Raw genomic sequence first — 21,178 nt, 5'->3', positions numbered from 1 at the left:
CAAATCGAATGCGCGGTCACGCGCTCAATTTGGTTAAGGCCCTCAGGCAGGCTTTTGCAGCATCTGGCCGAGGGGGCGGCCACCGACGATATGCATGTGGTAATGGGGCACCTCCTGCACCGCATCCGCGCCGGCGTTGGAAATCGTGCGGTATCCTGCCTTGCCGTCGCCCGGGGACACGCCCAACTCCACGCAGATGCGCGCGGCGACGCGGTGGAAATCCGCGATCTCGGCATCGGATGCCTCCGCCGCGAAGTGATCGAAGCAGACATAGGCGCCCTTGGGGATCACCAGCACGTGGACCGGTGCGGCGGGATTGATATCGGCGAATGCCAGCGTGTGATCGCTTTCGGCCACGGTCTTGTTGGGGATCTCTCCACGCAGGATTTTCGCGAAGATGTTCTGATCGTCATAGGCATAAGGCATTGCCCGCCCTCCTCAATCGGCAAACAGGTGTTGGGTTTCGGCCAGTTCGCGGCCAAGCTCCGGCTCGATCCCGAAGAAGTCGGACAGCACGATGGCGTTCTCCTCGGTGGAGCGGTCCTCGCGCAGGCGGAAATGGCGGGGGAATTCCTCCTCCCGGATGGCACCGCTTTCGTCGAGGAATTCGTGGCGCAGCGTCGGCAACATGCGCTGGATCACCTCGCCGGGCGTGTCTTCCGTGGCCAGGCCCACCCGGTGCGCGTGGCCCACCAGGTATTGATCGTCGAAATTGCATTGCAGCTCGAGAATGCGCGCATTGGCCCGGTCGGACATGAAATCGCGCATCAGGTCGAGGTTCGCGGGGTCGAGGCAGATCATCAGCCGCTCGGTCCCGTAATAGTCGAACAGCATCCGCATCAGCGCCCGGCGGTGGCGGTTGCGTTTCTCCATCGTCCGCTCGATCCCGCCCAGATGCGGCACCCGGCACCCCGCTTCGTCAAAGAGGTATTCGATCCCCTTCACGTCGAGCTTCTCCGACGACGCCTTCAGCAGGCGCTTGGCGACGTGCCATTTCTTGCACACCAGCATGTAGAGGTCGCGGTCGGGCCCAAGGGTGCTTTCGCGTTCCCAGAACCGCGTGCCGAACCGTTTGCCGACCCGCCCCCGCCCGGTCAGGAAGGCATGGAGCTTCGGCCCCTCCATCGAGGTCGCGAAATCCTTGCGGTCGGAATTCCACAGCGCGCCAAGGCGGCGTTTGAGCAGATCCGCCTCCGGCGAGATCTTGCGGGCGAACAGGTAATCCTGGCTGATCAGCAGATCGTATTGGTCGTTGTAGAACGTCACGGGCATCCCGTAATCGCTGAACATCTTGAAGGTCAGGGTGCGGCTTTCGATCTCTCGCGCGGGCACCAGGTGGCGCACGAGGGTCTGGAAGAACGTCTCGTCCGGGATCCAGGTGGTCTTGAAAAAGCGGATCACGTCCGCCCGAGCCTTGCAGAATTCAAGGATCGCCTCGATCGTCTTGCGCCTGAGGCACCACCATTGCGACCCGATCATCACCTGGACGTCGTCGGGGATCTTACGCTCCATCCGCAGGCGCCGTTGCAGGTTGAACGAGGCGTAGAAAAGCCGCTTGTTCTGGCGTTCGTTGAACCAATGGCGGTAGAACAGCCGTTCGCCCTTGAACCCGGTCTTGATCCAGTCGGAATTGAAGAAATCGAAGGCTTCCACGTAGTCGACGTCACGCGCATCGAGGAACCGGTGGGCGTAGGTCGCCGATTTCACCGACGCGCAATCGCCCGACAGCATGTAGAAATGCGAGGCTTTCGGAAACGCCTCCACCGCCGCTTCGACCGCGTGGAGCGAGGCCTGCACGAGCGACCATTCCCCCCAGCCGCACTTGATGCGTTTCTTGGCGAAGGTCACGCCCGCATTGTCCTTCAATGCCTCGGTGATGGCGGCGAAATCGGCGGGCTTGGCACGGGCATCGAAGTGAATCGAGACATAATCGCCTGTCGCCGTCAGGCGCTCGGCCTGCTGGATGATGCTTGGCGCATCCTTGTGACACAGGAGAATGAAGGCGATTTTTGCCATGCTCGAAACGATTGCCCGTAGGTTCTGCTTATTGTTGCCGTCAATAATATCGCAGATCGGTTGATGCGACACCATTTCTTTGCAATTTATGTCCTAAGACCCGGTGAATTTTCCCAACCGGGCAGCAGCTGAGGTAACGAGCAATGGGTTTTCCGGGAACCTGGATGACGACGAGCGAGAGCATGGTGTACCGTGTGGTGCCCAAATGCGCCTGCTCGACGATCGGCCAGATCATGTATTACTCCGACAACGGAGAATACTTCGACGGCGACATTCACGACGCCAAGGACAGGATGCACAAATGGGCATTCGATGGCAGCCAGGCGCTGATCGAGAAGAACGTGAAGGGCCATGAGAGCTTTGCCTTCACCTGCGTGCGCAATCCCTATACCCGCATCCTGAGCTCGTTTTTCGACAAGATCTGCGGCATCCAGCGCAACGGCAAGCGGTATCGCGGCAACCTCGTCCCGCTCCTGATCCAGAAATACGGGATCGAGGTGGGCGGGGCCGACGGCAAGGGCGAATTCGACCAGATCGCCAGTTTCCGCCGTTTCCTTTTGTTCGCGCGCGACACGATCCGCTGGCGCAAGCCGATGGACCCCGACATCCACTGGTCCGCCATGTCGGGCCACGTGTCGACCTTCATCGTGAATGGCGGGCGTTACGACAAGATCTTCTGGACCGAGAATTTCAACGACGGGATGCAGGACGTGCTGGACGCCACCGATGGGGCCCATCCGATCAAGCTCAAGGACGTGCCGCGGTTCAACGAAAGCGAAGGCCACGGCCCCAAGCGCGCCCATCCGGTGGAGGATTACTTCGACGATCTGTCGATGCATCTGGTCTATGAAATCTACAAGCGCGACTTCGAGTTGTTCAAATACGATTTCCAGAACCCCGGAAACAAGATGCCCATCGGCGAGATCGACCTTGACGAGGTGCATGCCAAGCTTGGCGACTGAGGGCGCGATGCGGCGCGCAACCGCGCCCACCCATCTGCCGAAGATTTGAGCATGGCAGGCGCATGGACGGTTTGCACCGGCGCCCTTGCGTTGCTACAAAGCCGCATTTCCAGACGTCGCCGGCGGGCTTTTGCCGGTGTTCATTGATTGAATTGAGGGGTCGGAGTACCGTTCCGGCCAATTCTAACGCCCTATTTCAAGAGGCATTTACCATGTTTCGAGCCCCCCTTCTGGCCGGAATCGCTGCCCTGTCGTTTCTCGGCGCCCCCGCACTTGCACAAGACGCCGCCCTTGCGGCGCAGCGCGCGGCGGTGTTCCAGCAGATGTTGTCGGACCCCGCAAACCGCACCTTGATGCGGGACTATGCGCGGCTGTCGGTGCAGATGCGCGATTTCGAGGCCGCCGCCGCAACTCTGGAACGCCTTGTCGATCTGGAGCCCACCAACAGTGCGGCGCGGGTGGAACTGGCGATCGCCTATTTCGCGCTCGGCTCCTACGAGGTGGCGGAATATCACCTGGCCGCGGCGCAGGCCGCGGGCGCGTTGACGCCCGAGCAGACGGCGCAGGTCGCCCGCTACCGCGAGGAAACGCAGGACCGCGCCGACGGGTCGGAGTTTTCGGGCCGGGTCGAGGCGGGCTATGCCTGGACCGATACCGCAAGCGATGCGGGCGCGTTCCTGAACGCGACGCTCGATTGGCGCATCGACCTTGGCGACGCGAATGCCACCCAATGGGTGACGGAATTCGGCTATTCGAGCTTCCAGCCCGGCGACAGCAGCATCAATGACCGCCAGAACCTGCGCCTGCGCACCGGCCCGGAATTCCGCATCGCCGCCGATGCCTATGGCCCGCGCGTGCAGCCCTATGTCGAATTGGCCTGGTTCCGTGACGACGAGACGCTGAACGGCGATTTCCGGAGCTGGTCGGTGGGGGCGAATTACATCAACCCGATCAATGAACGCGTCACGATCTATGCCGATTTCGACATCGGGCGGATCTATGCGCTGGACACATCGGGCGATGAATTCGATTTCCACGAATTCGATCTGGGCGTGACCTATCGCCCCTCGCGCGATCTGCGCTTTCGCCTGTCCACGACCCTGTTCGAGCGGACGCAAGCCGATGATCCGACCCCCGACACGTTCGAGGGCGCATCGGTCCGGTTGAGCGGGCAATACGCCTTCGATCCGTCCTTTCAGCTGTTGCCCAACCGCTGGGTCGCGGGCGGCTTCATCGAGGCGGGTCAGGTGGACCAGGTGGTCGCGGGCACCGCCACGCGGCTGGAGCAACAACGCTACGCCGCCTTCCTGCGCGCGTTCGTCTACGAGGATATCTACGTGGAAAGCACCGTGGCGCAGGTCATGGAAGACAGCATTTCGGGCGGTGTGACCACACCGTCGGAAGAGATGATCTTCACGCTGCAAATCGGGTGGGAGTTTTAGATGATGTCGGTAAAGACCTTTCTTCTCGCCGCGACCGCGACCGCGTCCCTGGCCCTTGCCGCGCCGCTGGCCGCCCAAAGCATCGGCACCGTTGCCTCCAGCGAGCCGACAATGCGCGGCACGCCGCCGGGCGCCGCACCCCGCGCGCTGGCGCTGGGAACCGGCGTGGTACAGGACGAGCGCATCGCGACATCGGGCAACGGGCGCGGGCAGATCCTGTTCGTGGACCAGACGACATTGTCGATTGCGCCCAACACCTCCATCGTGCTGGACCGGTTCGTGTTCAACCCCGACGGCACCGGCCAGATCGGCCTGCAAATGACCGAAGGCGCGCTGCGCTTCATCGGCGGCACCCTCAGCCAGGGGCAGGAGGCGACGGTATCGACGCCGACGGCAACCATCGGCATCCGCGGCTCCTCCGCGCTTATCATCCATGCGGGCGGCGAGACGATCACCGTCTTTCTGGCGGGCGAACGGCTGTGCCTGACCGCATCCAGCGGCCAGCGGGCCTGCACCAGCCGCGCCGGCGGTGTGTTGACCGAGGATGGCTATATCGGGCGTGTGAACCCCGCCTTCCTTGCGCAGGTCCTGTCGCTGATCGACGGTATTCCGCGCGGCGGCGGCGGCGCGCCCCTTGGCACCGGCGTGGGCGACCCGAACCCGTCCGATCGCGGCCCCGTCTCCACCACGGGGGAGGAGTTCGATCCCGACCTTTTCGACGACGATTTCACCTGGGATGACCTGATCGAGTGGCTGCCGCGCAACCCGAACGTGACGGTTCCCTGCACCGGCTGTTAGGACGCCCCGGCCCCTAGCGTTTCGACAGGGCCACGAATTCGCCCGCCCAATCCGCAGGCGGCGGCACGCGCTGGTGGCCCGCGATCCGGTCCAGGTAGAGCTGCGCGAAGAGCCCGGTGTTGCAAAACGGGATCTTGACCTTGGAGACATCCATGAAGGCGGTCTTCGCGGCCTCCCAATCCCGCGCGATATAGGTGGCGCGGGCGCGGGCGACGGCGGCGGAAAACTCCTCCACCCCCGGCGTCATACGCGGCAGAACGGTCGACACCTCCACCGCGCGCGCGAAACCCTTGACCGCGATCAGGTCCAGCGTCACGGCCAGCAGATGGTCCGGGCAAGCCGCCACCGTCATCGGACCCACGCAATTGCGGGTGCCGTAGATGCGCGTCAGCCCCTCAAGCCGCGCCGCAAGCGTCACGCTGTCGCCGATGCAGGTATAGCTGAGCCGGTCGCGTGACCCCATCAGCCCGACCGAGGCCGGGCCGGTATTGAGCCCCACCCCCAGCCCGATACGCGGCAGGCCTTGGGAGGTGAGCGCGAAATTCGCCTGCTCCGCCGCATCGTTGATCGCGGGGAGCGCGGCAAGGGCGGCGGCGGCGTGGTCGGGCCGTTCGATCGGGGCGTTCCAGAAGGCCATGACCGCGTCGCCCATGAACTTGTCGATTGTCGCCCCGTGATCCACCAGCGTCTCCGCCACGGCGCTCAGGAACGTGTTGACCAGCGTCACCACGCGGTCGGGCGGCATGCCTTCGGTGACGGTGGAAAAGCCGCGCATGTCCACGAACATGACCGTCAGGTCCCGCTCCGCCCCTTCGGGCGTCAGGGCGGCGGCGGGATTGCGCTCGATCTCCGCGATCAGGGGGGGCGGCAGGAAGCGGGCGAAGCGTTCCCGGATCGAGCGCCGCGCGCGTTCCTTGGACAGGTAGCCAAGCGTGGTGCCGGGGATATAGACGATGACCGCCGTCAGCACCGCCATGACGGGGCTGTAAAGCAGCCCCATCTGCGTGAAGGCGAGAAGCCCGCCCGCGACTGACCCGCCACCGAAGGTCACCGCCGCCCCGAGGCCCAGAAGCGGACGTTCCAGACGGTTGCAGATCGACAGCAGAAGGCCCGCCAGCGCCACGATCAGGATCTCCAGCCCCCGCATCCAGTCGGGCCGCGTCAGGTAACTGCCCGCGATGATCTGCTCGATGATCTCGGCATGGAGCGTGACGCCCGCGATCTGGCCATCGAGCGGCGTGGTGCGGATGTCGAAGAGGCCCTGGGCCGATGAGCCGACCAGAACGATCCGCCCCGACAGGACCTGTTGCAGGGCAGGGTCGATGCCGTCGGCCTCCAGAACACGGCCGACCGGGGTGATCCGCGCCTCCTGAAATCCCGCGTAATGCAGGCGGAAGCGGCCATTGCCTTCGAGCGGGAAGTCGAACGCGCCGACCTGCATCGCGGTGGCCGCGACCGTGCCGCCCGACACCTCTCCCGACCCCTGGGAGGTCTTGAGCACGTAGCCCCCCGCATCCTGGGCCACGCGCAGAAGTTCCGCCGACAGGGATGGCACAAGCACCCCGCCGATGTCGGAGACCATGGGGACCGAGCGGGTGATGCCATCCTCGTTCCGGCCCAGGCTGATCGTGCCCAGACCCGCCGCCGCTTCGGTCAGTTCGGGCAGGTTCCCGATGGCAGTGGGGTAGCGGGTGAGCGTATTGGGAATGTCCCCGGTCACGGCAAAGCCCGCCATGGGGGTCGGCACCACCCCCTCTACCCCGCCCGCGACGGACAGGACGACGGAGCGGCCCGAAATGGCGCGCGCGAACCGGGCGTCGTGGGGCTCCAACCCCAGATCGGGCAGGACCGGCGGAATGCCGTCGCTGAACCGCGCCCAGGAGTCCACGATCAGGTCGGGTGAGGTGCGGTCCGGTTCGGGGAAGAGCACGTCGAAGCCCACCGCCGCCGCGCCGTGGTCGAACAGGCGATCGGTCAATTCTGCCAAGTAGCTGCGCGGCCACGGCCATTGGCCGTATTCGTCCAACGATGCCTCGTCGATGTCGATGATATGGACCGGGGCATTCGCATCGAAGGGGCGCGGTGCGGTGCGTTGGTAGCCATCGAAGACGGCGTCACGCGCCCGGTCGAGGATCGGCGGGGGAAACGCGGTCAGCGCCACCAGCAAGACCGTGACCACAAGGCCGAGCGCGAAGGTCAGCCGTTGCATGGCCCCTGCCCCCTTGCATGTCCCGGTCCGTGGTCTGCAAACATCTCTCTGGCCATCGCTCCCGCCCAATCCGGCCGATCCCGGGCCCCGTCCTGGCCGCGACACTGGCGGATTTTCCGTGTCGTAGCAAACCCTTCCGGCGTCGCATCGGGATTTGACACACCCCGCCGCGCCGCGCCAACGTGGGCCGGACACGGGTGCCACGGAACGCTGCAAAGGGATGGCGGCATGGAGTTTTCGATCTGGGCGGCGTTCGGCATCGCCGCCGCGGCGATATATGTCGTGTCATACGGGATGCTGCAACTTGGCTTCATCCGGGGCCGGTCCTTCACCTACACGTTGATGAACCTTGTCGCGGCGGCCTTCGCGCTTGTCTCGCTTGGCGATGCCTTCAACATCTCCACCCTGCTGACCAGTTCGTTCTGGGTGCTTCTGTCACTGATCGGCCTCTACCGCTTGATCCGCGCGCGCAGCCAGACGAATTTCACGAAGGACGAGCTGGCATTTTTGAGCGCGCATTTCCCCGGCCTGCCGCCGCAACTGGCGCGGCAATTCCTGAGCCTCGGGCGGTGGCAGACGGTGTCGGAGGGCACAATCCTCGCCCGCCAGGGCGCGCCGGTGCAGGAGCTGGTCTTCATCGCGTCGGGACACGCATCGGTCCGGGCGCACGGCGCGGAGGTCGCGATGCTGGAGGCCGGCGCGCTGATCGGGGAGATGTCGGTGATCCACGGCTCGGACGCGACGGCGGACGTGGAAATCACCCAAAGCGCGCGGATCTTCGCCCTCCCCCGGGAAGGGCTGATCCGCGAATTGGAGATGGACCACGATTTCGCGCTGGCCGTCAGCCGTGCGCTGCAACTGGAATCCCAGCGCAAGCTGGACAAGGCGAACCGGGAACGGGCGGGCGTGGCGCCGCTTTAGGCCGGGCGGGGGCCTTGTTTGCCCGCGCCCTCCATCGGCACGGAATAGGCGACCTTGCGCGCCAGTTCCGCACCGAACAGGGCCACCATCGCATTGTTGAACGCGGGCGTTCGCGCCATTCGCCTGCGCAAAGCCGCGGCATCGATGCGCAGGACCGTCCCGCCGTCGGGCAGGGAGACATCGGCGCTGGAGGCATCGCCGGTCAGGAACGCCACCTCCCCCACGAATGCGGGCCCGACGATGGGGAAGCTCTCGCCGCCCTTGGTGATCGTGATGGTCGGGGCAAAGATCAGCATCAGGTCGTCCACCGCGCGCCCCTCGCGGGTCAGGACCGCGCCGGGTTGTTCGGTCGCGGCTGTCATCATCTTGCGAAGCCGCCGGAACTGCCCCGGTGTGAGCGTCGGAAAATGGGCGAAGGTTCGGCGGTCGGCATCCGACATCCGCCAGGTCGTACGTTCCGACGCGATGGCCGCGATCAGGACCACGTTGATCGCCAGAAGCGCCACGTTGGATAGGACCGATGGCAGGATCGGGTCGGCGCGGAAATAGTAGTAGGCGGCGTCACAGATGAAACCGCAGACCACGAGCACCCGGAGCAGCAATTCATCGCGAACCGCAAAGCCCGTCAGCTTGAAGATCAGCCCCATGAGCAGGATCACGATGGACCCGGTCCCCATGTTGAGCTGTGTGATCAGGTCCGACACCGTTCCACGCGCCTCAGATCAGGCCCTGTTCGGAGAAGACCTCTCGCAACGGGCGCTTGGGCCGGGGGCCGACATGGGCAATGACCTCCGCCGCTGCGGCGACACCCATCTTGCCCGCATTTTCAAGGGTTTGGCCGGTCGCGATGCCATAGAGGAACCCGGCGGCGAATTGATCGCCCGCGCCGGTCGCATCCACCGGCGTCACCTTGGTGACAGGCACATCCGCGCGGGTGTCGCCCTTTATCAGGATCACCGGATCGCCGGAGCGTGTGCAGACCACGATGTCACACACCCGCGCCGCTTGGGCCAGCGCGTCCTCCAGATCGTCGGTCTGGTAAAGTGACAGCCATTCCTCCTCGTTGCCGAGGGTGATATCCATCTCCTCCGCGATCAGGCGGCGGAAATCGTCCCGGTGCCGGTCCACGCAGAACGGGTCCGAAAGCGAGATACCGGCCTTGCCGCCGCCGTCGTGGCAGGCCCGCGCCGCGGCGGTAAAGGCGCGTTTGCCCTCGTCCTTGTCATAGAGGTAGCCCTCCAGGAACAGATAGCGTGTGTTGCCCGCCACGTCCGGGTCCACGTCGCCCTCATCAAAATCGGCGCCCGCGCCCAGATAGGTGTTCATCGACCGCTCCCCATCCGGCGAGACGAAGATCATCGAGCGTGTCGTGGGCGCGATATCGGCGCCCGACACCGGCGGGTTCGGAAAGTCGATTCCGTCCGCCGCCATGCCGTTCTGATAGAACAGCCCCAGCGCGTCGTCCTTCACCTTGCCCAGGAACGCCGTCTTCAGACCCAGCGCGCCCACGCCCGCGACCGTGTTGCCAACCGACCCGCCCGGCGCCTGCACCCGGTCGGTCATTGCGCCATAGAGGATCTCGGCCCGTTCCCGCTCGACCAACTGCATGATGCCCTTTTGGATGCCCATATTGTCGAGAAAGCTGTCATCGGCGTGGGAGATGACATCGACAACGGCGTTGCCGATGCCCACGAGGTCGTAGGTCTGGGTCATGGTCTAGTCCTTCACAATGGCGTCCAGCTCGATCTCGACCAGCCAGTCGGGATCGACGAAACGGGAGACCTCCATCACCGTGGTGACGGGGCGGATATCGGTGAAAATCTCGGAATGCGCGCGGGCGGCTTCGTCCCATGTGGCGATGTCGGTCAGCAAGATGCGGGTCCGGATCACATCGGCGGAGTCGCCCCCGGCCTCCACCAGGGCCGTCAGCGCAATCTCAAGGCAGCGCCTGGTCTGGCCGTAGACATCCCCGATGCAATCGATCCCGCCGCTCGCCGCAATCGGGGCCGTACCACCCACGGCGACGACGTTGCCGATCCGGACGGCCCGCGAAAACCCGATCTGCGGTTCCAGATAGGACCCGGAGGAGACGTTTCGGCGGCTCATTTCAACGCGGGCTCCGGCGTCTTGTCCTCGAACGGACACAGGTCGCGGATCAGGCAGGCGGGGCATTTGGGTTTGCGCGCCACGCAAACATAGCGACCGTGCAGGATCAGCCAGTGATGGGCGTGAAGCTGGAATTCGGCGGGCACGTTATCTTCCACCGCGCGTTCCACCACGTCGACATCCTTGCCCGGCGCGATCCGCGTTCGGTTGCCCACCCGGAAGATATGGGTGTCCACGGCCTGCGCCGGTTGCCCCCACCACATGTTCAGCACCACGTTCGCGGTCTTGCGCCCGACGCCCGGAAGCGATTGCAGGGCCGCGCGGGAGGACGGAACCTCGCCGCCATATTCATCGACGAGGATCTGGCTGAGCTTGATGACATTCTTGGCCTTCTGCCGGAACAACCCGATGGTCTTGATGTGGCGCGTCAGCCCCTCCTCCCCCAGATCAAGCATCTTCTGCGGGGTGTCGGCGACCTTGAACAGGTCCGCCGTGGCCTTGTTCACACCGGCATCGGTGGCCTGCGCCGAGAGCGCAACGGCGACGACGAGCGTGTAGGCGTTGGTGTGGTGCAACTCGCCCTTCGGCTCCGCCTCCGCCGCGCGGAACCGGGTGAAAATCTCGTGGATCGTCTGGTAATCGAGGGGTTTCGCGACTTTTGCCATGGCCCTTTTTGGCCACTTGGGCCCGGCGCGGCAAGGCGCAAGTGGCGGCGCGGGAAAATGGACAATGCGATCTATCGCGCGGTGGGGTGTTCAGGCTCCGTTTAGGTCTGTCTGCAAGGGTCGCGCCCTGTCCGTCCACCTAGATCGCGAAGCCCGACCATGCCGAATTATACCATCATCGGTTACACGACCGACGCCATCGTCCACGATTACAATACGTCCACGATTTCCCTTCCGTCGGATTTCAACGCCAACGAAGATCGCGTGCGGTTCGAAATCATCGAAGGCGGGACCGGCCGGTACCTCGACGGGGATTACGACAACAACGAGATCGGGGACGACAGCAATCAGGACGCCAATGTCTTCGACATGGATGGCAACCTGCTTCATTCCGGTCAGGTCTACGCGGAATCCGTGGATGTCTACGTCGCGCCCGACGGCACCGAGATCGAAGTCACCCGCGTTGAAATCAACGGCGTACATGTGGGCGACCTGGTCAATACGCCGCTCGAACCCGGTGTCGTCTATACGTTCAGCTACAGCTACAACGTCGGCGCGCCCCGAAGCGATGATCCCAACACGTCCGAGAACGAAGCGCGCCCCGACACGCGGACGGCCTACGAGGATTTCCAGGACGTGCCGTGTTTCGTCTCCGGCACGAGGCTGATGACGCAGGACGGCATGCAGCCGGTCGAGCGGATCGGTGTGGGCGATGCGTTGTGGACGCTTGATCGCGGCTGGCAGAAGGTGCGCTGGCGCGGTTTGCGCCCGTTCGAGGATCATGCCGGGTTTCCCGCCCCGATCGAGATACGTCCCGGCGCGCTCGGCCCCGGATCGCCGGCGCGTAGGCTGCGAGTCTCTCCCCAGCATCGGATCCTCCTGGCCCACCCGGCCTGCACGCTTCTGTTCGGCGCGGCTGAAGTCTTCGTGGCGGCGCGTCACCTGCTTGGCTGGCCCGGCGTGTCGGAGGTCCGCCCCGGGGGCGGAGACGCCTATCACCATCTATTGTTCGAACGGCACGAGGTGCTTTTTTGCGACGGTGTCGCCACGGAAAGCCTCTATCTCGGCGACCGGACCCCGCTGTTGCGCCCCGGCCCGCCCGAGACGCTCCGCCGCGCGCTGGCCGACGGGCACCGCCAGACCGCGCGCCTGTGCCTGACCGCGCGGGAGGCCAGGGCCCTGCGTCCGGGACGGTTCGCGGCGCCCGCCCTTGCCGACCGACCCGTTCCCGCCGCCCGGCGCCGCGCACACAGGGCCGCCTGAATAGTCCGCTCGGATGGTGCGTGACCGATTGAAGGAAGATCGCGCGCATCCGTGCCGAATGTAGATGCAGTAGCCACGAATGTATCTATCCTCCCCTAAGGATTTCCCGACCACGCGTTCAACCATCCCGGCCAGCCCGCCATCTTTGCCGCAAGAACCGGGTCGCGCCGGCCCGCGCGCTTGCCTAGATTGGGGGGCAAGGAGGCGCAGAGATGAACGACCACACCCCGCTCGACCCATCGGGAAGCTACCATTTCAACGTGATGCGCCGGGCGCTCGACCTGATCGACGCGGACCCGCATCAGAGCCTCGACGACCTGGCCCGCGCGCTCGACATGAGCCCCGCGCATTTCCAGCGCACCTTCTCCGGCTGGGTCGGGGTCAGCCCCAAACGTTACCAGCAATACCTGACCCTCGACCACGCCCGCCGCCTTCTGGCGGAACGATTCACCGTGCTCGATACGGTGGGGGAGACGGGCCTGACCTCCGGCGGACGGCTGCACGATCTGTTCCTGCGGTGGGAGGCGATGAGCCCCGGCGCCTACGCGTCCGGCGGGCGCGACCTCACGATCCGGTGGGGCTGGTTCGACAGCCCCTTCGGCCCGGCGCTGGTGATGGCGACCGACAAGGGCATCTGCGGCATCGGGTTCGCGTCCGAGACGGGGCCGGAGCCCGCGATGGCCGACCTCCGCTCCCGCTGGCCCAATGCCGATTACGTGGAGGATCCCCAATCCTTGCGCCCGATGGCGGAGGCGGCGTTCGGCGCGGCGGGCGATGTGCACCTCGCCCTGATCGGCGCACCGTTCCAGATCAAGGTGTGGGAGGCGCTGCTCAACATCCCCACTGGCCATGTCACCACCTATTCCGAGATCGCGGGCGCCATCGGCAAGCCCCGCGCCGTGCGCGCCGTGGGCACCGCCGTGGGGCGCAACCCGATTTCCTGGCTGATCCCCTGCCACCGCGCGTTGCGCAAATCCGGCGGGCTGGGTGGCTACCATTGGGGCCTGCCGGTCAAACGCGCCATGCTCGCGTGGGAAGCCGCCAGCACCGAGGACGGCGCGGCCTGAGCGCGCGCCTGCCCATGGCGCACGCCGCCGCGCTTTCCCCCTATCCGGCCCGCCGCGCTTTGCTATACTGGGCCGAACAACCCGCGGGAAACGGGGTATTCAGGCAATAAAGGGCATATCATGGCTTATCTTCTCAAACCCGTCCTCCTGGCGAGCGCCGCCAGCCTTGCACTGGCGGGATGCGTGACCAACGGCGTCGCCCCGGGGGGCAGCGGCGAACAGAACCGCACCCGCGACGGCGCGGTGATCGGCGGCATCCTGGGCGGGTTCCTCGGCGCCACGGCGGATGACGACAACCAGGGCCGCAACGCGGTTCTGGGTGCGGCGATCGGCGCGGCCGCGGGCGGGGCCATCGGCAACGCGCTCGACGCGCAGGCCCGCGATCTGCGCGGCGCACTCAACAACGACCAGATCCTGATCGAGAATACCGGGGCGGAGCTGATCGTGACGATGCCCGAGGGCATCCTCTTCGATGTCGACAGCGCCTCGATCCGGGCCGGGCTCCAGGCCGAACTGCGCCGCCTGGCCGCGAACCTGAACCAATATCCCAATACCGACGTGATCGTGGAAGGCCACACCGACAATACCGGCTCGGCCGGCTACAACCAGGACCTCTCCACCCGCCGGGCGCAGGCCGTGGCCGGTGTGCTTCTGGAAGCCGCCGTGGCGCCCTCGCGCGTCCGCTCCATCGGGCGGGGGGAGGATGATCCCGTGGCCACCAACCTCACCCCCGAAGGTCGCCAGCAGAACCGCCGGGTGGAGATCATCATCCGCCCGCGCTGAACACGCGCTCCGCACTTGAAATCGGCCCGCCCTGCCCTCCGGCGCGGCGGGCCGTTTTTCTCGCGCCCCCTGTCTTCCATGTGCCAAAAATATCCCCGCCGGAGGCATCCGACATCTGCCCGGCGCGACCCGGCAAGCGGCGGCAGGCAGGCTGGACAGCCCACTCCATTGGTCATATCGTTTGACCAATTCAAGGGGGCAGTACATGCCGTTTCAACGCATCGAGGCCGAGAAGCTCTCGCAATCCGTGGTCAAGCAGATCGAACAGTTGATCCTGCGCGGTATCCTGCGCCCCGGTGAACGCTTGCCGTCGGAGCGGGAATTGTCCGAGCGTCTGGGTGTGTCGCGCCCCTCCCTCCGAGAAGCAGTCGCCGATTTGCAGGAGCGTGGTCTTCTGGCGACCCGCGCCAGTGCCGGGATCTACGTGGCGGATGTCCTTGGATCAGCGTTTTCCCCTGCCCTGATCGAATTGATGGCCGCCCATGACGAAGCGGTTTTCGACTACATCGCCTTCCGCCAAGACCTTGAGGGGATCGCGGCGGAGCGGGCGGCGATCCAGGGCTCCGACACTGACCTGAAGGTGATCGACACGATCTTTCACAAGATGGAAGGCGCCCACCGCAAGCGCAATCCGTCCGACGAGGCGGAGCTGGACGCGGAATTCCATTTGGCGATCATCGAGGCGAGCCACAACGTGATCCTGCTGCACATGATGCGCGCCAGTTTCAACCTGCTGCGCCAGGGCGTGTTCTTCAATCGCCAGCAGATGTTCAAGAACCGCACGACGCGCGACATGCTGCTGGACCAGCACCGGGACATCAATGCCGGCCTGCAGGCCCGTGACCCGATGGCCGCCAAAGCTGCGGTGATCGCGCATCTGGATTACGTGAAGCAGGAGATGAGCGAGCTGAAACGGTCCGAGAAGAACGAGGAGATCGCGCAATTGCGCTACGCCCACGAGCAGGACCGCTAGGCCCGCCGCCGATCAGCCCCCGCTGCCCCTAATCCGCCGCCCCGCCGCCAAAGGCGTTGCCGTTCTGCCAGTCACACGGCGCATCCTGCATCTCCAGGTGCAGGCGGTTGCCCTCGTAGGGATGGGCCGCCGCCACATCGTCGTTGAGCGTGATCCCGAGGCCGGGCGCGTCGGGCGCGGTGACGAAGCCGTCCTCCACCTTCGGCCGCCCAGTGACGAGCGCCTCGTGAAACGGGGTCTCGATCGCCTCCACCATCAATGTACTGGCGCAGCTGACAGCCAGATGGACATTCGCGGCCCATTCCACCGGCCCGGCATAGAGATGCGGGGCGATCTGTGCGCCCGTGGCTTCGGCGAGGGTCGCGATCTTCTTGCCTTCCCAGATCCCGCCCGCACGCCCCAGCGCCGGTTGCAGGATACGCGCGCCGTGGGTGAGCGCCTGGGCGAATTCCGCCTTGGTGGTCAGGCGTTCGCCGGTCGCCACGGGGATGGAGGTCTTGACTGCGACCTCGGCCAGCCCCTGGAAATTGTCGGGCGGGATCGGCTCCTCAAACCAGAGGGGGTCAAAGGGCTCCAACGCGCGGGAGAGGCGGATCGCGCCTGCGGGCGCGAATTGCCCGTGGGTGCCGAAGAGCAGGTCCGCGCGAGTGCCCACGGCGTCGCGGATCGCCGCGCAGAACCGGGCGGAGAGGTCGATATCGCTCAACGCGGGCATGTGACCGCCGCGCATCGTATAGGGTCCGGCGGGGTCGAATTTGATCGCCGTATAGCCTTCGGCCACACGGGCCAGGGCAGCCTCCGCCGCCATGTCGGGATCGACCCAGAAGCGCGCGGGATCGTGGTGGGGTTCTGGGTAGAGGTAGGTATAGGCCCGGACGCGGTCGTTCATCCGCCCACCCAGCATTGCCCAGACGGGACAATCCCGCGCCTTGCCCACTATGTCCCAGCACGCCATTTCCAGCCCCGAAAAGGCACCGATGACCGTCGGGTCGGGGCGTTGGGTGAAGCCGCTGGAATAGGTGCGGCGGAACATCACCTCCACATCATGGGGCGCGCGGCCCCGCATGTGGCGGGTGAAGACGTCGTGGAGGACAGCCGACATCGCGTCCGGCCCGACGCCTGCGGCATAGATTTCTCCCAGTCCGGTCAGGCCGGTATCGGTCGTGACGCGGACGATCAGCCAATAGCGCCCACCCCAGCCCGGTGGCGGCGGGGCGACGGTGAAGAGTTCAAGGAAATCGAGGCGCATGGGGCAGACCGGTCAGTTAGGGGGCCAGCCCCCCAAGCCCCCCGAGGTATTTCGGAAGCAAAGAGCGCGGGCACGGATTTGAATCAAAACGTAATCACATTGCGGCGGGCTTGTCCCGTCCGGGTGTCTGCAATCGCCTCGTTGATCTGATCGAAGGACCAGCGGTTGGAGACCAGCTCATCCAGTTTCAGGCGGCCCTGGGCGTAGAGGTCGACCATCCAGGGAATATCGCGTTTCAGAACGATCTCGCCCAGATAGGAGCCGCGGATGCCTTGCCCGGTGGCCGCGAAGATCACCGGCTCGTACCCGGTGGACTGGCCGTTATGGGTCATGCCGACGGCATAGGCGGTGCCGCGCGGGGCAAGCAGGCGCAGGGCCGTCTCGTAGGCCGGGATCGCGCCGACGGAGACGAAGACATGATCGGCCAGCGCGCCGCCAAGAAGCTTGTAGAGCGCTTTCCACGGCTTTTCTGTTGTGGCGGAAAGGGTGTCGGTCGCGCCGAATTCCAGCGCATCGGCGAGCTTCTTGTCCTCCAGATCCATGGCGACGATCCGGGCCGCGCCGGAAATCCGCGCGCCCTGGATCGCGTTAAGGCCCACGCCGCCGGCGCCGATCACGACGACCTTGTCGCCGGGACGGACCTGCGCGGTGTTGATGACGGCGCCCATGCCCGTGGGCACGCCGCAGGCCAGAAGGCATGCCACATCCGCCGGGATCGCATCGCCGATGGGCGCGGTCTGGCTGGCATGGACCACCACAGCCTCCGCAAACGCCCCGCAATTCATCGCCTTGGTGACGGCGTCGCCGCCCGGCGTGGTCAGGACCGGATCCTCCACGGCATTGCCGCCGCAATACATCGGTTGTGCCGACGCGCAGGACGGACATTGGCCACAGGATTTGGCGAGCGTCACGATCACCCGATCGCCTTGGGAAATGCCGGTCACGCCGTCGCCCACCTCCGTGACGATCCCCGCCGCCTCGTGCCCGTAGACAGCCGGAAGCGCGCCGCCCCAAGCCCCGTCCATGTAGGAGATGTCGGAATGGCAGATCGCCACCGCCTCCAGCTTCACACCGACCTCCCCCGGGCCGGGATCGCGCAGATTGATGTCCTCCACCACAAGCGGTTCCCCGAAAGCGTGGCACAGGGCGGCGCGGATCTGTTTCGGCATCGGACACTCCGTTCGTTTTCCGCCAGCTTGTCGCGGGCGGGCCGGGATTGCGGGCCGAAAGGCGGCACGCGAGGGACAGGGCGCGACCTTGCGGCGCGTATGGCGCTTGCACAAGCCCCCGGATTTGACCGAGATACGGGACATGGACATCGTGATGCACAAGGGCGTGGCCCTGCATGTCGACGTGACGGGGCCCGAGGATGGCCCGCCCGTCGTCTTCGCCAATTCGCTCGGCACGGATCTGCGGCTGTGGGACGGGGTCGTGGCGCGCCTTCCCGGGGGTCTGCGGCTGATCCGCTATGACAAGCGGGGCCATGGCCTGTCGGATTGCCCCGCCCCGCCCTATTCCATGGGCGCGCTGGTGGGGGAGGCCGAGGCGGTGATGGAGGCTTTGGGCGTGCGCGATGCGGTCTTCGTGGGCCTGTCCATCGGCGGGCTGATCGCGCAGGGGCTGGCGGCCAAGCGGCTCGACCTGATCCGGGCTCTGGTCCTGTCCAATACGGCGGCCAAGATCGGCACCCGCGCGATGTGGGAGGAGCGGGTCGCGGCGATCCGTGCGGACGGCCTGCCCGCGATGACCGATGCGATCCTGGAGCGGTGGTTCGCCCCGGATTTCCGCACCTCCGACGCCGTCGCCCCGTGGCGGCGGATGGTGGAGACCTGTCCGCCCGAGGGATACGTGGGATGTTGCGCGGCGATTGCGGGCAGCGATTTCTACACCACCACCGCCGCCCTGCGCTGTCCCACGCTGGTCATCGCAGGCGACCGGGACGGGGCGACGCCGCCGGACCTGGTGCGGGAACTGGCGGACCTGATCCCCGGCAGCCGGTTCGAGCTGATCCGTGGCACGGGGCATCTGCCTTGCGTGGAAGACCCGGAGACCTTCGCCGCCCATCTAAGCGATTTCTTGGGCGCGATCGGACATCTGCCATGAGCGCCTCACTCTTCGACAGCGCGCTCCACCGGGAGATGTTCGGCGATGCGGAGGTTGCGCGGCTTCTGTCGGACAGCGCGCGGATCCGCGCGATGATGCTGGTGCTCGGCACCTTGGCGAAGGTGCAGGGACAAGCGGGCGTGATTCCGGAAGTGTCGGGCGCGTTCCTGCACCGCGCCGCGATGGAGGTGCAGATCGACCCCGGCGGGCTGGCCGGATCCGTGGGGGCCAATGGCGTCAGCGTGCCGGGCCTGGTGGCGGCGTTTCGCAAGGCGCTCGACGCGCCGGAACACGGGCAATACCTGCATTGGGGGGCCACGTCGCAGGATATCCAGGATACCGGTCAGGCGCTGCGGATGCGGCAGATCGTGGCGCTGATCGAGGCGCGGTTGCGCGCCGCCCTGGGCGCCTTGGCCGATCTGGCGGAGGCCCACGCGGAGCTGCCGCAGGCCGCGCGGACCTACGGTCAGGTGGCGGTGCCATCGAGTTTCGGGGCGCAAGTGGCGAGCTGGGGTTGGCCGCTTCTGCGGCTTCTGGAGCGGTCGGAGGCGGTGCGGGCCCATAGCCTCGCCATCTCCCTCTCCGGCGCGGCGGGTACGGCAAGCCAGATCGGGGCGGACCCCGCCGCGATCCGGGCGGGCCTGGCGGAGGCGCTTGATCTGCCCGATCCGGGCCAATCATGGCACGCGCAAAGGGACTGGATTGTGGAGCTTGGTCAATGGTTTGCCGCCGTTACGACGGCGATGGGCAAGATCGGCGAGGATCTTTCGCGCCTGACTAGGTCGGAGATCGGAGAGGTGCGATTGGGCGGCAGCGGGGCGTCCTCCACCATGCCGCAGAAGCAGAACCCGGTGGGGCCGTCGATCCTGCTGGCACTCGCCCGTTTCGCGCCCGCGCAGGTGGCCGCGCTGTCGGTGCCCCATGGTGAGGCGCGCGACGGGGCGGCGTGGTTCACCGAGTGGCTGACCCTGCCGCCGCTCGCCGCCGCCGCCGCCCGCGCCAGCGCGTTGGGTGGTGCGCTGGCCGCGGGCCTTGAGCCACGCCCCGAGGCGATGGCCCGCCATCTGGACGATCCGCTTGGCCTGATCCATGCCGAGGCGCTGAGTTTCGCCCTGGCCGCCGCTATGCCCCGCCCCGAAGCACAGGACGCGATCAAGCGCCTGGCCATTGCCGCGCGCGAAACGGGCCGCCCCTTACCGGAGCTTGTGGCAGACGCCCATCCCAAGGCCGCCCTGCCAGACCTGACACCCCCCGCAAGCCTTGGCCAAGCCCCGACGGAGGCCCGCAATTTCGCCCAAGCGGCACGGACCATGATGAAAGACTAGCAGGCGGCGGCCCGCAGCCTTGTCAATCGCGCGGTGTAAATCTAGGTTGACACATCTAGCGGCTGCCGAGGTCCGATGCGCCTTCCCGTCCTGTTCATCCTGATCACCGTGACCATCGACGCGATGGGCATTGGCCTGATCCTGCCGGTGATGCCGGATTTGATCGGAGAGGTCCGGGGCAGCGACCTGTCGAATGCAGCACTTTGGGGGGGCATTCTTTCGGCCTCCTACGCCGTGATGCAATTCCTGTGCGCCCCCACGCTCGGCAACCTGTCGGACCGCTATGGCAGGCGGCCTATCTTGCTGATTTCCATGGCGGTTCTCGCGGCGGATTACGTGCTGATGAGCTTTGCACACACGATCTGGCTGTTGCTTCTGGGCCGGATCGTGGCGGGTATCGCGGCGGGCACCCATGCCACGGCACTGGCCTATATGGCTGACATATCCAGCGCGGAGAAACGGGGGCAGAGTTTCGGCCTGATCTCCGCCGGGTTCGGGATGGGCTTCACCCTCGGGCCGATCATCGGTGGCTTCCTGGGCGATCTGGACCCGCGCGCGCCCTTCATGGCCGCCGCCTGTCTGGCCGCCGCCAATTTCGCATTTGGCTATTTCGTCCTGCCCGAAAGCCTGCCCGCCGCGCGCCGCCGGGTGCTGGATTGGGCGCGCGCCAATCCCCTCGGTGGCCTGATGCAAATCGGGGCGCTGCCGGGCGTACGCGTGTTGCTGGCGGTAATGCTGGCCTACCAGATCGCCAATTTCGTCTATCCCGCGATCTGGGCCTATTACACCCAGGCCGCGTTCGGGTGGGAGGCGCGGATGGTCGGCGTGTCCCTCACCGTCTACGGCGTGGCGATGGCGGTGGTACAGGGCGGCCTGATCCGCGTGATCCTGCCCCGCCTGGGAGAGACGCGCGCCGTGTTCTGGGGCCTGATCCTGAACACCACATGCCTCATAGCCTACGGGCTGGCGACCGATGCGTGGATGGTCTGGGTCCTGATCCCGATCTCTGCCGTGGGGGCTGTGGTCGCGCCCGCGATGCAAGCGGTGATGAGCCGGGCCGCCGGGGCCGATCAGCAGGGCGAGTTGCAGGGCGTGCTCGCCTCCATCTCGTCGCTGTCGATGATCCTCAGCCCGCTGGTGATGACCCAGGCGTTCTTCTGGTTCACACGGGAGGAGACCGGGCTTTGGCTGCCGGGTGCGCCGTTCCTACTGGCCGCCGTCTTGATGGCCGCCGCGCTTGCGATCTTCGTCGGCGCGGCCCGGCCCAAGGCGCAGCCGGCGGAATAAGACCCGGCG

At 66.1% G+C, this 21,178-nt stretch carries 20 protein-coding genes; 11 read left to right on the top strand and 9 right to left on the bottom strand.

The genetic code is table 11. The features are described from left to right. Positions 1-42: 42 nt before the first annotated feature. A complete protein-coding gene (locus KUW62_RS04900; RefSeq protein ID WP_224814399.1) occupies positions 43-426 on the bottom strand; it encodes an HIT domain-containing protein in 384 nt (127 codons plus the stop codon). Positions 427-438: 12 nt separating this feature from the next. Then, entirely contained in the window at positions 439-2,016 is a 1,578-nt protein-coding gene (locus KUW62_RS04895; protein WP_224814398.1) for a DUF5928 domain-containing protein, read from the bottom strand. A 143-nt stretch (positions 2,017-2,159) separates the two neighbouring features. On the opposite strand from KUW62_RS04895, the gene KUW62_RS04890 reads away from it, so the two are divergent. The 3 genes from KUW62_RS04890 (at position 2,160) to KUW62_RS04880 (ending at position 5,218) form a co-directional block, all read left to right on the top strand. Continuing rightward, complete coding sequence (locus tag KUW62_RS04890) at positions 2,160-2,978, top strand: sulfotransferase family protein (RefSeq protein WP_224814397.1); 819 nt, start codon at positions 2,160-2,162, stop codon at positions 2,976-2,978. Between the two features lie 212 nt (positions 2,979-3,190). Then, entirely contained in the window at positions 3,191-4,420 is a 1,230-nt protein-coding gene (locus tag KUW62_RS04885; protein WP_224814396.1) for a tetratricopeptide repeat protein, read from the top strand. 3 nt (positions 4,421-4,423) lie between these two features. Beyond that, entirely contained in the window at positions 4,424-5,218 is a 795-nt protein-coding gene (locus tag KUW62_RS04880) for a FecR domain-containing protein (RefSeq protein WP_224814395.1), read from the top strand. A gap of 13 nt (positions 5,219-5,231) precedes the next feature. Here the strand turns inward: KUW62_RS04880 and KUW62_RS04875 are convergent, their stop codons facing one another. Continuing rightward, positions 5,232-7,427, bottom strand: a complete 2,196-nt coding sequence (locus tag KUW62_RS04875) for a CHASE2 domain-containing protein (protein ID WP_224814394.1) — start codon at positions 7,425-7,427, stop codon at positions 5,232-5,234. A 228-nt stretch (positions 7,428-7,655) separates the two neighbouring features. Here KUW62_RS04875 and KUW62_RS04870 point away from each other — a divergent pair, with 228 nt between their 5' ends. After that, entirely contained in the window at positions 7,656-8,348 is a 693-nt protein-coding gene (locus KUW62_RS04870; protein ID WP_224814393.1) for a Crp/Fnr family transcriptional regulator, read from the top strand. Here KUW62_RS04870 and KUW62_RS04865 read toward each other — a convergent pair. Genes KUW62_RS04865 through nth form a run of 4 tightly spaced genes read right to left on the bottom strand, consistent with a single transcriptional unit; the run spans position 8,345 to position 11,119 of the window. Then, the gene (locus KUW62_RS04865; protein ID WP_224814392.1) at positions 8,345-9,052 is read right to left on the bottom strand and encodes a hypothetical protein; all 708 of its coding nucleotides are present in this window, start codon (positions 9,050-9,052) and stop codon (positions 8,345-8,347) included. The two genes, KUW62_RS04870 and KUW62_RS04865, sit on opposite strands and share 4 nt — an antisense overlap. Before the next feature lie 13 nt (positions 9,053-9,065). Then, positions 9,066-10,061 (bottom strand): adenosine kinase, encoded by a 996-nt coding sequence (locus KUW62_RS04860; protein WP_224814391.1) that lies wholly within the window; start codon positions 10,059-10,061, stop codon positions 9,066-9,068. A 3-nt stretch (positions 10,062-10,064) separates the two neighbouring features. Next, positions 10,065-10,454 carry a RidA family protein gene (locus tag KUW62_RS04855; RefSeq protein WP_224814390.1) on the bottom strand — a complete coding sequence of 130 codons (390 nt, stop codon included), beginning with the start codon at positions 10,452-10,454 and terminating at the stop codon, positions 10,065-10,067. Continuing rightward, positions 10,451-11,119: an endonuclease III gene (nth, locus tag KUW62_RS04850; RefSeq protein ID WP_224814389.1), complete on the bottom strand. Its 669-nt coding sequence runs from the start codon at positions 11,117-11,119 to the stop codon at positions 10,451-10,453. The genes KUW62_RS04855 and nth overlap by 4 nt, the downstream gene beginning before the upstream one ends. Positions 11,120-11,278: 159 nt before the next feature. Here nth and KUW62_RS04845 point away from each other — a divergent pair, with 159 nt between their 5' ends. From KUW62_RS04845 to KUW62_RS04830, 4 genes are all read left to right on the top strand, one after another. After that, on the top strand, positions 11,279-12,382 hold the full coding sequence (locus KUW62_RS04845; protein WP_224814388.1) for a Hint domain-containing protein: 1,104 nt from the start codon (positions 11,279-11,281) through the stop codon (positions 12,380-12,382). Between the two features lie 212 nt (positions 12,383-12,594). Next, positions 12,595-13,449: a bifunctional helix-turn-helix domain-containing protein/methylated-DNA--[protein]-cysteine S-methyltransferase gene (locus KUW62_RS04840; protein WP_224814387.1), complete on the top strand. Its 855-nt coding sequence runs from the start codon at positions 12,595-12,597 to the stop codon at positions 13,447-13,449. Between the two features lie 120 nt (positions 13,450-13,569). Continuing rightward, complete coding sequence (locus KUW62_RS04835) at positions 13,570-14,232, top strand: OmpA family protein (protein WP_224814386.1); 663 nt, start codon at positions 13,570-13,572, stop codon at positions 14,230-14,232. Positions 14,233-14,437: 205 nt separating this feature from the next. Beyond that, a complete protein-coding gene (locus tag KUW62_RS04830) occupies positions 14,438-15,205 on the top strand; it encodes a FadR/GntR family transcriptional regulator (protein ID WP_224814385.1) in 768 nt (255 codons plus the stop codon). Positions 15,206-15,233: 28 nt separating this feature from the next. Here KUW62_RS04830 and KUW62_RS04825 read toward each other — a convergent pair whose 3' ends face one another. Next, a complete protein-coding gene (locus KUW62_RS04825) occupies positions 15,234-16,454 on the bottom strand; it encodes a mandelate racemase/muconate lactonizing enzyme family protein (protein WP_224814384.1) in 1,221 nt (406 codons plus the stop codon). Positions 16,455-16,537: 83 nt separating this feature from the next. Then, positions 16,538-17,623, bottom strand: a complete 1,086-nt coding sequence (locus KUW62_RS04820; RefSeq protein ID WP_224814383.1) for a Zn-dependent alcohol dehydrogenase — start codon at positions 17,621-17,623, stop codon at positions 16,538-16,540. 142 nt (positions 17,624-17,765) lie between these two features. On the opposite strand from KUW62_RS04820, the gene pcaD reads away from it, so the two are divergent. The 3 genes from pcaD (at position 17,766) to KUW62_RS04805 (ending at position 21,169) form a co-directional block, all read left to right on the top strand. After that, positions 17,766-18,557, top strand: coding sequence for a 3-oxoadipate enol-lactonase (gene pcaD / locus KUW62_RS04815; protein ID WP_224814382.1), 792 nt, complete (start codon positions 17,766-17,768; stop codon positions 18,555-18,557). Then, positions 18,554-19,882, top strand: a complete 1,329-nt coding sequence (locus KUW62_RS04810; protein WP_224814381.1) for a lyase family protein — start codon at positions 18,554-18,556, stop codon at positions 19,880-19,882. The genes pcaD and KUW62_RS04810 overlap by 4 nt, the downstream gene beginning before the upstream one ends. A 75-nt stretch (positions 19,883-19,957) precedes the next feature. After that, complete coding sequence (locus KUW62_RS04805; protein WP_224814380.1) at positions 19,958-21,169, top strand: TCR/Tet family MFS transporter; 1,212 nt, start codon at positions 19,958-19,960, stop codon at positions 21,167-21,169. Positions 21,170-21,178 lie beyond the last annotated feature (9 nt).

The organism is Hasllibacter sp. MH4015 (assembly GCF_020177575.1).
Taxonomy (GTDB): domain Bacteria; phylum Pseudomonadota; class Alphaproteobacteria; order Rhodobacterales; family Rhodobacteraceae; genus Gymnodinialimonas.
The sequence above is the reverse complement of the archived record's forward strand: the minus strand, read 5'-3'. Positions and strand labels throughout refer to the sequence as shown.